Genomic DNA, 13,545 nt, shown 5'->3' on the forward strand with positions numbered 1-13,545 from the left:
AGTAACTACTATATAGTACTTTGTAGTAGCTTTAAACTTTATTACTATAAGAATATGCATTGTTAGACTTCTATAGTATGTACGTTCATTCACTTATTGTTTTAGGTAAAGTTTTATGGCCTTAGTTTTATTTATTAATAATCTCAACTAATTTTTCTAATTGAGTATCTTTTCCTGTAAGGATTTGTTCAGAATCAATAGGTATATAAATATCTGGTTCTGTACCATTTCCATCCAAGGTCTTTCCGTTTCTTTGAAATGATAGCATAGTAGACACCTTAACTCTAATATTTGAGTTATTCAAATAGATTTTTCTTGAATTCCCACTTGAACCATCTGTTGTAACACCAACAATTTTCACATTCTTCAACCCTTTAAACGCACTTGTAAACACCGTTGCAGCACTAAAACTGTTTTCATTTACTAATATATAAACGGGTTTATTATAAGGTGTTTTACCAGCATGTAAAACCATATAAAATGGACTACTAAACTTTGACTTATCAAAGTCTTTTTCGATTTTAAAACTTTCACTAAAAATATCTATAGATTTTCTATCTAAATCTGATAAGTGCTCTGAATTATAGCTATATAAAAAACGTCCACTCATTGAATGCTCATCCATATTTTTAGCATCATTAGTACGTAAATAAGCAACGTTTGCGACCCAAGGAGATTGATCTGGCTGCACTATATAATTTGCAAAAAGTTTAAGAATTTCTCTACCTCCACCTGGATTATCGCGTAAGTCAATAATTAATGATTTAGTATCGGCAAACTCATTTAGTGTGCTTGTAATAAAGCCCTCTAATCCTTCAACTTCTTGAGGATGGAACATCATAGGAATTTTTATATAGCCTACATTATTATTTAGCTTTTTACTTAAACCATCAAATGTCTTATTGCTTCTCACATCCATAATAGATTTAAAGGTTTCTTTTTTTAGATTAGAAGTAAAGCCTTGCTTTTCTGTAGTTAAATTAACAGCTACAACTTTTTCTGTTTTACCATTAGTAAAAACAACTTGTACACTTTTTGGTATTTGTTTATTACTTTTAAATAAAAGCGCTCCTAATTTCTGTAAAGCATTAGCTCCTTTTGTTAATTTGGCTTCCTTTGGTGCTTTTTTATCTCTATAATTATATGTGTTTATAAACATCTCTATATCAACACCATTGATGCTTTTTATGTATTTATAATCGTCTAAGTAATAATCGTATTCTCCTCTTTTTGGATTTTGCCTTACTGCTATTAGCTTGCCCTCTAAAACAGTAACACCAAAAGGCAACCTTAAACTATAATTTGTATTAGCATTTTTATCAAACGATTCATTTTTAATTGTTGAATGTCTATCCCCAAATTCTGACAAGACGCTCTGTAATTGATTACTAAATTTAGCAACATTAATATCTCCTTTTCTATTAGAAATATCTATGACTAATGCCTTTATTGCAGTTTTATAGTCGTAATTAGATAATTGAGCATATGATGATTTGTAATCTAATATCTCTTTAAATTGTTTTAGATCTGCAATGGCTTGTATTTTATTAATAGTTTTTTCTTGTTTAGTGTTGGTGTTTTTCTGCTTATCAATTACAGCCACTCTATTATTTCTATTATACATTAAGCAACTTTGTCTGTTTTCTATAGTAAATGTTCCTTTATAAGTTTTTGATTCGTCATCTTTAGATAATATTAAATCGACTTGGATATTGGGAAAGTAATTAAGTCCATTAAGTACTTCTACAAGGTCTTCTGAAAAACGCTTTTTCCATTTGTGCCCATACTGTTTTTTACAAAAATCTAATATCTCTTTTTTACTAAAAATCTCTAATTTTTCAAAAGAATACCATTGTTCTTTAAATTGAACTATAGGCTGTTCACTCTTCCATTTAACAGCAGTAAATGGAGATGCTTTTTCTAATTCAAGTTTCTGTCCAAAAACAGAAATTGAACTTAAGGCAATTATAAATGCAATAATTTTTGTTTTCATTTTTATAGAGTATAAAATTAATTTTGTCAAACATATTTTTATTATATACTCTATAAAAATGAAATCGACCAATATAATTTCCTAATAGATAATCATAGTGTTTCAATCGACTTATCTGAAATATGTTTTAATATATTTACGATGATCTAAATAATCAGTTTATGATTCAACTAACAGATAAACAAATACGAATACTAAAGATTATTTTTAATGCTTTTTTTATAACTGTTATAGTTTTTCAGTTACTAGAAAAAGCATTAAAAACATTACCAAATAGATGGCTTTTGTTTTTAACAAGTGATGCAGTAGAATACTTTATTTTTACATCAATTGCCTATTTTCTTTATTATTATGTATTAAAACTAAAGCTATTTTGGCAAAAAATCAGTTTTATTATATCGTTTATAGTCATTATTGTATTATTGGCATCGCTCAAATCTTACAGAATATATAATGATGTAATATTTGAAAGAATATTTAACTTTTTTACTGAGTTTTTAGGCAAAACTTTTTTATGTTATGCTTTCATTGATATTGTTAATCGATTAGATTTTTTAAATCGCTATAAAAAATTAGAAAAAGAATTAGACCAAGCGAAAGAACAATTATTAAAAACACAATTGCATCCACACTTCTTATTCAATGCTTTTAACTCGTTGTATAGTATGTCTTTAAAAAATAGTCCAAAAACTCCAGATACTATATTAAAACTTTCAGGAATGATGCGTTATCTAACTGATGATTCTATTAATAAACAAGTAAAATTAGTAAACGAAATAAAGTTTATTCAAGAATATATTGCTATAGAAAAAATACGTTTTGGGGAACAAGCAAATATCAATTTACAAAAAGAAGGCAACCTTGAAAATATTACCGTAGTACCACTTTTATTAATTACACTTGTAGAAAATGCCTTTAAGCATGGATTTTATACTAACGATTCAAACGCATTTGTAAATATTAACATTAAAGTAATCAATGATACTTTACTTTTTAAAGTTGAAAACAGCATTCAAGAAAAACAACATTTCAGCATAAATGAAAGAAAAGGAAAAGGTATAGAAAACTTAAAAAGAAGGCTACAAATCTCTTACCCGAAAACATCTAAATTACTATTACAAAACAAAAGCAATGTATATTTAGCACAACTAGAACTAAAATTATTATAATGAATAAATACGAGGTAATAATTATTGATGATGAGTCTTTAGCTATTGATGTAATAACACATTATATAAAAAGATTTCCTGAATTTAACATTGCAGAGACGTTCACAAATTCTGTTGAGGCTTTTAAATACCTCAACGAAAATACAGTAGATTTAGTTTTTACTGATATTGCAATGCCACAACTCTCTGGAACAGAACTCGTAAAACTTACTAAAAACAAAACACAATTTGTAATGGCTACATCTTATGCAGATTATGCTATTGAAAGTTTTGAATTAAATGTTATTGATTATCTATTAAAGCCTGTTTCTTTTGAACGTTTTTCAAAAACTATTGAGCGCTTTAAATCTAATAAAAAGGTCATTATCAATAACGAAAACAGTTCTGCTAAACCTTCTTTTTACATCAAAGAAGGTGATGAGTTTGTGAAAGTATTAGTTGAAGACATTGACTACATTGAAGGCATGAAAGATTATGCAAAAATAGTTTGTGGTAAAAATTATTATTTAGCCTTAAAAACATTAAAATCTATTGAAGAAAAATTAAGCCCTTTTGGTTTTATTAGAATTCATAAATCATTTATTATTCCTTTAAAAAGAATCTCACAATATAATAGTAAATGTGTTTTAATTAATACTCATGAAATACCAGTTGGAAATAATTATCGTAACTATTTAAAAAAGTATCTTGAAGAAAATAAATTATAGTTTATTTCCATTTCACTTCACTCCTACCGCCTCTTCGAGCAAAGCAAATTTAATTAACACTACAATCGAATTTTTGAGAATTAAATTAATAAAATAAGCTTTATTAGGTGTCTAAAACGACAAGAAATATATTTTAAACTAACTTAAAAAAATAGAAAATAAAAGAAAGATTTTATTTAGGCAGTACAAAAAAAACTAATTTAGTAAAAATTAAACAACTAACTTTTATGAAACAATTTTACTTTTTAGCTTTCGTTTTTCTTTTTTCGATAAGCTGCTTAAATGCACAAACAATTACCATGAATGATTCTGGTCCGTGTATTTCTAATCAAACATTAAGTTTAGCAGGAACCCATAATGGCAAAAACTATTATAACAATACTGGAACAGGAATTTCTATTTATTGGAGTTCGGTAAATAACAGGTGGGAAAACGATGGCGCTAGCTCAACACCTGGTACAGCAGCATTTGTAGTTTGGGTTAGTTCTGTATACACTATCTTAAATCCTCCAGATTTAGCTACTGGATCATGGACAGATGCCTCAGGGTTTTGTGGAGGTTTACTTCAACTAGATGGTACAGGTACAGATACTGCTCCTGTAGTAGCATCTACAGATGTTGCAGGAAGTGTTAATAATAGCACCGTTGTTGATGGGGAGTCTATACTGATAACAGTAACATTTTCTGAAGATGTTACTACTACTACTGCTGCTACAGCAACTATACCGCTTACTGTTGGTGGTGTAACAAGAACAGCGTCATTACAAGCTGGACAGACAGATATAACAAGCTCAACACTTGTTTTTGAATACGCAGTTGGATCTGGAGAAAACGGTGCAGTGGTAGTCTTAGGTGCAGATGTAATTACTGTTACTTCTGGTACAATACAAGATGCTACTGGAAATGATTTAACTGGAGACTTGGGTACAGTTAGTGGAACGGTAACAGTAGATACTGCTCCTGTAGTAGCATCTACAGATGTTGCTGGAAGTGTTAATAATAGCGTCGTTGTTGATGGGGAGTCTATACTGATAACAGTAACATTTTCTGAAGATGTTACTACTACTGCTGCTACAGCAACTATACCGCTTACTGTTGGTGGTGTAACAAGAACAGCGTCATTACAAGCTGGACAGACATATATAACAAGCTCAACACTTTTTTTTGAATACGCAGTTGTATCTGGAGAAAACGGTGCAGTGATAGTCTTTGATACAGATGTAATTACTGTTACTTCTGGTATAATACAAGATGCTACTGGAAATGATTTAACTGGAGACTTGGGTACAGTTAGTGGACCGGTAACAGTAGATACTGCTCCTGTAGTAGTATCTACAGATGTTGCAGGAAGTGTTACAGATACTGTTATGTTTGGAGAATCTATACTAATTACAGTAACATTTTCTGAAGATGTTACTACTACTTTTGCTACAGCAACTATACCGCTTACTGTTGGTGGTGTAACAAGAACAGCGTCATTACAAGCTGGACAGGCAGATATAACAAGCTCAACACTTGTTTTTGAATACGCAGTTGGATCTGGAGAAAACGGTGCTGTGATAGTCTTTGATACAGATGTAATTACTGTTACTTCTGGTACAATACAAGATGCTACTGGAAATGATTTAACTGGAGACTTGGGTACAGTTAGTGGACCGGTAACAGTAGATACTGCTCCTGTAGTAGTATCTACAGATGTTGCAGGAAGTGTTAATAATAGCGTCGTTGTTGATGGGGAGTTTATACTGATAACAGTAACATTTTCTGAAGATGTTACTACTACTGCTGCTACAGCGACTATACCGCTTACTGTTGGTGGTGTAACAAGAATAGCGTCATTACAAGCTGGACAGACAGATATAACAAGCTCAATACTTGTTTTTGAATACGCAGTTGTATCTGGAGAAAACGGTGCAGTGATAGTCTTTGATACAGATGTAATTACTGTTACTTCTGGTACAATACAAGATGCTACTGGAAATGATTTAACTGGAGACTTGGGTACAGTTAGTGGAACGGTAACAGTAGATACTGCTCCTGTAGTAGTATCTACAGATGTTGCAGGAAGTGTTACAGATACTGTTATGTTTGGAGAATCTATACTAATTACAGTAACATTTTCTGAAGATGTTACTACTACTGCTGCTACAGCAACTATACCGCTTACTATTGGTGGTGAAGCTAGGACTGTAGCATTACAGAGTGAACCTGTAACTTCAACAGAATCAACATTAGTTTTTGAGTATGTTGTTATGCCAAGTGATAATGGTGCTGTTGTAGTTGCAGATACTGATACTATTACGGTTACTGCTGGTACAATACAAGATGCTGTTGGAAACAATTTAACAGGAGATTTAGGCACTGTAAGCGGAACGGTAACTGTTGACAACTCTACATTATCAATTGCAGACCTTGATACTTTAAATGAAATTAAAGTATACCCTAATCCAACTGTAGGGACTGTTAATATTAATATTAAGGATATACAAAACGTAATAATTTATAATGTTAATGGTCAAAAAATGTTTGAAACATTAAATAATACGTTTAATATTTCTGAATTAGAATCTGGAATGTATTTTGTACATATAAAAACCAAAAACGGAAGTAAGACAGTACGTCTTTTGAGAAAATAAATCAAAATAGTATTAAAATAATGTAAAAAAGCTTTCAGAGTTATACTCTGAAAGCTTTTTTACATTATTAGATATTTAAATTTATCTTTTTACTTCTACTTCTTGCACTATCGTAAAAGCACTAAAGAGATCAAGTACTTAGGTTTCTCTAGCTATTATAAAATTGCGTAAAAACTTTTATAATAGAATCATGATCGTTAACGCCACACATTTCTCTAATACTGTGCATAGATAACATTGGGTTTCCAACATCTATTATTGGTATGCCTAATTTAGCTGCAGTCATGGGGCCTATGGTAGAGCCACAACCAATATCGATACGGCTACAAAAATCTTGAAAAGGAACATTAGTCCTTTTAGACCATTGTTTAAACTTAGCTATAGAAAAGGCATTAGTAGCATAGCGCATGTTAGCATTACTTTTTATTACTGGCCCTGCACCAATATGTGGCTTGTGATTATTATCATGCTTGTTAGAATAACTTGGATGAACCGCACGAGGTTCATCTTCAAAGATTAGTATTTTCATGAGTTTTAATTGTTATTTGATGCGTTTAATAATGGTAGAGATACTTTAAAACATTTGCTATCATTATTAATAATAGGCGATTTACTCGATATAAGTTGATACCGCTTTTCAATATTTTTTAATCCAATTTTTGTCGATGGCGTTTGGGTGGACTTAGATTGAATTTTGTTACTTACAACTAAGAAATCATCTTCAATAGTAACGTTAATTAGTAATGGTTTAGCTTTAGAAACTATATTGTGCTTTATAGCATTTTCTAATAAAAGCTGTAAACTCATAGGCACAATCATAGAGGTTAACTTATTCTCTGGAACATTCCAGTTCATTTGCAAGTTATCTCCAAATCTTTCTGATTGAATATGAATATAGGCTTTTGCAAATTTCAACTCTTCTTCTAAAGGAATTAAATTCGAATTTCCAGACTCGATAATAAACCGATATACACCAGATAAATTATCTACAAAATCTTTAGCATCTTCCTTAGTGTCGTGATCAATAATATCTCGTAATGTGTTTAGACTATTAAATAGAAAATGAGGCTGCGCTTGATTTCTTAGTGTATCTAATTGCGCTTGTATCATTACTTGCTTTGTTTGTTCTTCTTCTCTAATCGATTTTTTAAGTCTTACATTATAGTAAATGGCTTCATATATTGCCATTATCATGATAACAATTAATATAATAGGTATAAGTACCTTGAATATTACCATATGTGTGGAATAGTACCCTAAAAAAGTAAATAGTTTTGCGAGTAAAAAACCCATTGTAAAATCAACAAAAAATATTACGAAAACAATTGCGAAAAGAAGGGAGATAATACGCTTAAAATCGTCCTTAAAATTTGGATATTTTTTTCGCAAAAAAATCAAAATATACCTTAACACAAACCAATTAATAATTGCAGGAATTAACGGCGAGAATAAACCTATAAGTACAAGCTCTATAGATTCTCGTTCTGATAGGTTATTAAATAAATAACTCGCTACAAGACTTAAAGTCAAAATTCCAACAACAGAGAACCACAAATCATTAAACCCTAAATATTGTATACGTCTTTTTTTGTTTAATAGCGGCATATATTTATAGGCTAATTATTTTTTGTTTTGTTTATAGAATATAAATTCAAAGATAATCACAATAACAATTTGATTCTTAATTGCGGTTTTTCATTATTAGGATAAGCATAATGCTAATAACAGTATTATTTGTACGCTGTGCAACCTATAAAAAGGAGCACTAGTTATATTTTAGCTATTTATACATTAGTATCCTAAGTCAAATATATATATGATAGAGACAATATGAAATTATATTATTTTGAATCATCGTAATATGTTTCTGAATTGTAATACCATTAGAAATAATCTCATTTTATGTAAATTAGTTATTGGTGTTACATTTATATTTTAAAAATCGAGAATCTTTAGAATAATTCACATCTATCGTTACTTAAAATAAAGCGTATTATAAAGTATTTTACTCAACTTTTATTTAACACTATAGAAAACTCTTTATTAAATTATTGTTATAGCCTTAATAAAAGAATTTTAGAGCATCAATTAAATAATACCTTTAGACCATTTTTAAGTTCAAAAACAGTTTTTATTTCTTTTAGACTTAATGGTTTATTAAAAACAGTAAGCTCATCTATCATTCCTATATAACCTAAACCAAGCATAATTTTTCCATTTTCGGCTTTCCAAGTAAATGGGTCATTAATATTTTTAATAACACCTTGAAGTTTACTGTTTATATATAATTTAAATTCAGATTTCGTTTTTGTATTTACTTTAGAAAAAACAATAGCTACGTGTGTCCATGTCTTAGACTGAAATGGAGATGGATTTACCGTAACTGTACGCTTGTTCCAATCTGTTTCGTTGCTGTCATTATTTGGGTCCCACACAGCTATATCACCCATTGCTCCTAGTCTAAATTTTCTTGGGCTATGATTTGTAAAGTCTACCCATAAACCAGCATCGTTCCATTTAGAATCTGTAATGCAAATGGGATCGCAATAACTAGGTGCTAAATCTTTATTAGGATCTAATCGTAACCAAAAAGAGACTGTACCACTCCAGGATGCATTAGTATATCCTACATTTTTGTATGCTTTATAAAAAATAGCAGACGTTTTTGCTTCTTTAAAATGAATGGCATCACCCGAAAGTCCTTTACCTTTAGCTAAAACAACATTAGGATCGTTTAGTCCTATTTTAGCTTTAGCTGCCTTTTTATAATCCTCTGCTGTATATAACATTGCATCACCTAAAGCTAAGTCCGCAGTTGTTTTTCCATCAAAGGAACTATAAAATAGTACATGGTCTAATAATTTTTTATTTTGTGAAAATAAATGAGTAGTAATTAATAAAAAGAATAGACTAAAAAGAGATACAAATTTTGTTGTTTTCATAATTTATTGATTTTGTTGTGAATCCTAATTACTTTGTTGAGTTATTTAAACTCCATTCTACAGCTTTATAGGCATGAATTTTTCCTGTATCAAATATTGGAATATCTATATCTGATTCTGAAATTAGAATAGGTAATTCTGTACAACCAAGAATAACTCCTTGAGCACCTTGACTTTGTAGTACTTTAATAGTGTTAATAATTTCTTGTTTTGAAACCTTAGTGAATTGCCCTTTAACTAATTCCTTATAAATAATGTCATGAATAACTTGTCTCTTATCTATATTTGGAATGACAATTTCAAGCCCAAAATCATTTATCAATGTTTTAGTATAAAAATCTTTTTCCATAGTGAATTTTGTTCCTAATAATGCTATTTTTTTTAACCCTAGTCTTTTAATGGATTCACCTGTGGTTTCTGCAATATGCATAAACGGGATATTTACATTTTCAGAAATATAATGGCTTACTAAATGTATGGTATTTGTACACAGTAAAATCAAGTCTGCTCCAGCCTTTTCTAGTTGTTGAGCAGCTTGTTTCATAATTTCTCCTATTGCGCTCCAATCCTCTTTAAAAGTCAAGCGCTCTATTTCTGCAAAGTCTACTGAAACCATAATACATTTTGCAGAATGTGATCCTCCTAACAACTCTTTTGCTTTTATATTTAAAAATTGATAATATAATTTTGAAGATTCCCAACTCATTCCTCCTATCAATCCTATCGTTTTCATATTTTAAGTGCTTTATATACTTATTTCGACTAAACTATTACGAATAGTTAAGCTTACATCGTTTTTAAATTGAGATAAATAAACGCTTAGTTGAAATAATTTCAATAATAACTTATAACCTAGTATTATATCTTTGTAATTATGGAACTTAAATATTTCAGATTAATAAAAACAATTACAGAAGAAGGTAGTCTTGCTAATTCTTCAGAACGTTTATTCTTAACTCAATCTGCTTTAAGTCATCAATTAAAAGATTTAGAAGAACGTTTAGGCTTTAAAGTTTTTTATAGGAGTCGAAATAAATGGCAACTTACGGAGGAAGGCACAGAACTTTATAAATTAGCAAATAAACTATTTAGTTCTATTGATGAAAGCTTTAGAACTATTAGAGATATAAAAGAAGGCTCTAAGGGTTCTATAAAATTGAGTGCAGAATGCCAATCATTTTTTCATTCTATTCCTGAATTCATTCAGAAAATGGAATTATTATATCCAGAAATTGGAATAGATGTCGCTCTTGGAGCTACGCATCAAACCGTTTCTCAAGTATTATCTAATGAAATTGATATTGCCATTGTAACATCTCAACTTGCTTCTGAAGCATTAGAAAGTATAAAAGTCTTTGAAGATGAGATTTTTGCTGTTATGCATAAAGAAAATAAATTAAATAACTTAGCGTATTTAGATGCTAGCCATTTTAAAAGTGTACATATGTTAATCAATTCTTTTCCACTAGAAGGCGTAGCTGTTTATGAGCATTTTCTAAAGCCAAATAAAATAAACCCAATTAAAATTTCTGCTATTCCTTTTACAGAAATTTCGTTATCAATGATTAAGGCAAATATGGGTATTATGTGCGCGCCTATATGGCAACTAAAACCTTTTAAACTTTCAGAAGACATTGTTTTTAAGCGTATTAGCGAAAATGGATTGAAACGAAATCATTACTTAGTTGTAAAAAAAGAACACCGCAATAAAAAGTATATACACAATTTTATTTCTAGTTTTGAGGATTATTTTTTAGATCTATAATTTATTCTATACACATTAACACTTCAACCCTATATTTCAATAATCTAAGTAGTTGTATTGCTTAGCTTAGTAAGCAGTTTATTTAATTAGCACAACTACGTTTATTATTATAACAATAAATAATCTAACATGAGCAACAATTGTCTGTTTTAGCTTCTTCATTAAAAGAACAATCAACTCCATCATCAATTGCTTGTTTTAATTGATAAAATGCTTGTTGAATCTTCTCTAATGGAGATGCTACATTCATTCGCATAAACTGAGTATGGCTTTTTTCAAACCAATCTCCAGGTGTTAACGCTAATTTTGCTTGATTAATAACTAGATGTTTTAATGCCTTTTCTGACAATTCCATTTTGCTAAAATCTAACCAGATTTGATATGTACCTTCTGGCTTGTATATTGTAATTTCAGGTAATTCATTTTCAACAAAATTAGTTATCCAATTCATTGTTTTTTCAAGATAGACCAACAAACTATTTAACCATTCTTCTCCTTTTGTATAAGCTGCTATCGTTGCATTAGCAGAATGTATACTCCCATGATCTAAATACAAAGAGCCTATTGTATTTTTAACTTGTTTATAGATCTCTTCATTAGGGATATATAAATAACCATTAGAAATACTTTGCATACCAAATGTTTTTGCAGGAGAACCAATAACCGCGATATGATTTTCACTATTATCTATGGAAGCTATACTATTAAATGTTGACTTAGAGTAAACTATATCTGAATGAATTTCATCACTAATTATTGTGACGTTATATATATTAGCAAGATTGACTAACTTATTTAATTCTTCCTTTGTCCATACACGGCCAATAGGATTATGTGGATTACATAATAATATTGCTTTAATATTTAACGTTTTTAGCTTACGCTCTATATCTTCGAAATCCATTTGATAATTACCATCAACAACTTTTAGTTTATTACTAATAACTTTTCTTCCTGCAGATTCAATAACCTTAAAAAATTGATGATAAACAGGTGTTTGTACCATAATACCATCTCCTTTTTTAGATAATTCTCTTATTAACATACCTATACCTGTAAGTACGCCAGAAATTTGCACAAATGATTTAGGGTTTAGTTTTAATTGATGACGTTTATAATTCCAATCTGAAATAGCTTGAAAAACCTCTCCTGTATTAAACTCATAAGCATAAATATTTCGTGTTACCAGTTTTTGCATAGCTTCTTGTATAGGTTTTGCTGTTTCAAAATCCATATCTGCAATCCATAAAGGCATCACATCTGTAGCCCCAAACATGGCTTTTAAATAATTTGAATTACTTTTTGCGAAATTATTTTCTACTGTATGTATTGTATCAAATTGACTCATTGTTTTCTTATTTAATATATTATCAATTATTTCCATTCACTTTTTGCTGCTTTATAATCTTTTTGAAATTTATCTGTATGCCACATTAATAGTAACATTCTATGCGACATCTGTCTAGCAACTTCTTCATCACTTGGAAAATGTACTCCCATAATTTCTCTGGACAGCCCAATTTCATAAGCTAAAGCTACATATTCACTTCTTTTATCTGGTACTAATTCGCTTAATGTATAAGCTTGCATGTATGCCCATAAAGTATGTCCACTAGCAAAAGAAGGTGTTGGGATTTCCTGTAAAGGTTTAATGTTAGCATCTAGATGATATGGTCTTGCTCGTAGTAAATTAAATTTTACTACAAATTCTACTAATCGTGTATCATGCATTACTCCTTTTAATAAATTAGCAGTTTTGGGGTAATCTTTTGCATTATACTTTTCTCCAGAAATTTCTCTAGCCATAAAGAATAAATCTTTTAAATTATTCTCATACCTATCATCCGTATTTGTGTAATTCTTATGTGGCCAATAACCTATTCTAGCAAGTTGTAAAACGCGTTTTTCTTGTTTTTTTGTTCTCTTGTTTTGTAAGTCAATTAAAAAATCGAGTTCTGCTCTAGTTTGTTCAGAGCTATTTGCAGGAAAACTTACTGAATTTGTTATAAATTTAACTTGACTAGAGTTTAAATAGTAAGGTTCATTTGAGGCATAAACTAATATAAAATCTAGATAATTATCTGTTGGATAAACTATATTATCCATAGCTGCATATTCTGTACGTTTTTTTGAGTCTATTTTTTTCAACTCCTTATAATGATTACTTACAGGTTCTATATTGTGAATTGTAGAAAAAACAGTGTTCTGACTATATAATCCTAACGAAATACTTAATGTTATAATTAATGCTAAATTTTTATTTATTGTGTTCATTTTTTATATGGTTTTATAGATAGACGCTATTGAGAGAAAAAGACGCAAAAAAAAAATAG

At 29.7% G+C, this 13,545-nt stretch carries 11 protein-coding genes; 4 read left to right on the top strand and 7 right to left on the bottom strand.

The window, feature by feature from the left end:
• Positions 1–127: 127 nt before the first annotated feature.
• Positions 128–1,993 (bottom strand): S41 family peptidase, encoded by a 1,866-nt coding sequence (locus tag Q0997_RS07825; protein WP_299887016.1) that lies wholly within the window; start codon positions 1,991–1,993, stop codon positions 128–130.
• A gap of 161 nt (positions 1,994–2,154) precedes the next feature.
• On the opposite strand from Q0997_RS07825, the gene Q0997_RS07830 reads away from it, so the two are divergent.
• From Q0997_RS07830 to Q0997_RS07840, 3 genes are all read left to right on the top strand, one after another.
• Complete coding sequence (locus Q0997_RS07830; RefSeq protein ID WP_299887019.1) at positions 2,155–3,162, top strand: sensor histidine kinase; 1,008 nt, start codon at positions 2,155–2,157, stop codon at positions 3,160–3,162.
• Positions 3,162–3,869, top strand: coding sequence for a LytTR family DNA-binding domain-containing protein (locus Q0997_RS07835; protein WP_299887022.1), 708 nt, complete (start codon positions 3,162–3,164; stop codon positions 3,867–3,869). Before Q0997_RS07830 ends, Q0997_RS07835 begins: the two co-directional genes overlap by 1 nt.
• Positions 3,870–4,096: 227 nt before the next feature.
• Positions 4,097–6,505: a T9SS type A sorting domain-containing protein gene (locus tag Q0997_RS07840; protein WP_299887025.1), complete on the top strand. Its 2,409-nt coding sequence runs from the start codon at positions 4,097–4,099 to the stop codon at positions 6,503–6,505.
• A 148-nt stretch (positions 6,506–6,653) separates the two neighbouring features.
• Here Q0997_RS07840 and Q0997_RS07845 read toward each other — a convergent pair whose 3' ends face one another.
• From Q0997_RS07845 to Q0997_RS07860, 4 genes are all read right to left on the bottom strand, one after another.
• Complete coding sequence (locus Q0997_RS07845) at positions 6,654–7,034, bottom strand: hypothetical protein (protein ID WP_299887028.1); 381 nt, start codon at positions 7,032–7,034, stop codon at positions 6,654–6,656.
• Positions 7,035–7,039: 5 nt separating this feature from the next.
• The gene (locus tag Q0997_RS07850) at positions 7,040–7,693 is read right to left on the bottom strand and encodes a sensor histidine kinase (protein ID WP_299887030.1); all 654 of its coding nucleotides are present in this window, start codon (positions 7,691–7,693) and stop codon (positions 7,040–7,042) included.
• A gap of 896 nt (positions 7,694–8,589) precedes the next feature.
• On the bottom strand, positions 8,590–9,447 hold the full coding sequence (locus Q0997_RS07855) for a LamG-like jellyroll fold domain-containing protein (protein ID WP_299887033.1): 858 nt from the start codon (positions 9,445–9,447) through the stop codon (positions 8,590–8,592).
• Between the two features lie 28 nt (positions 9,448–9,475).
• A complete protein-coding gene (locus Q0997_RS07860) occupies positions 9,476–10,180 on the bottom strand; it encodes an aspartate/glutamate racemase family protein (protein WP_299887036.1) in 705 nt (234 codons plus the stop codon).
• A gap of 141 nt (positions 10,181–10,321) precedes the next feature.
• On the opposite strand from Q0997_RS07860, the gene Q0997_RS07865 reads away from it, so the two are divergent.
• A complete protein-coding gene (locus Q0997_RS07865) occupies positions 10,322–11,212 on the top strand; it encodes a LysR family transcriptional regulator (protein WP_299887039.1) in 891 nt (296 codons plus the stop codon).
• Between the two features lie 124 nt (positions 11,213–11,336).
• Here the strand turns inward: Q0997_RS07865 and Q0997_RS07870 are convergent, their stop codons facing one another.
• Positions 11,337–12,596, bottom strand: a complete 1,260-nt coding sequence (locus Q0997_RS07870; RefSeq protein ID WP_299887042.1) for a MalY/PatB family protein — start codon at positions 12,594–12,596, stop codon at positions 11,337–11,339.
• On the bottom strand, positions 12,587–13,486 hold the full coding sequence (locus tag Q0997_RS07875; protein ID WP_299887044.1) for a phosphatase PAP2 family protein: 900 nt from the start codon (positions 13,484–13,486) through the stop codon (positions 12,587–12,589). The genes Q0997_RS07870 and Q0997_RS07875 overlap by 10 nt, the downstream gene beginning before the upstream one ends.
• Between the last annotated feature and the right edge of the window lie 59 nt (positions 13,487–13,545).

This window comes from uncultured Lacinutrix sp. (assembly GCF_947500325.1).
Classification (GTDB): Bacteria; Bacteroidota; Bacteroidia; order Flavobacteriales; family Flavobacteriaceae; genus Lacinutrix.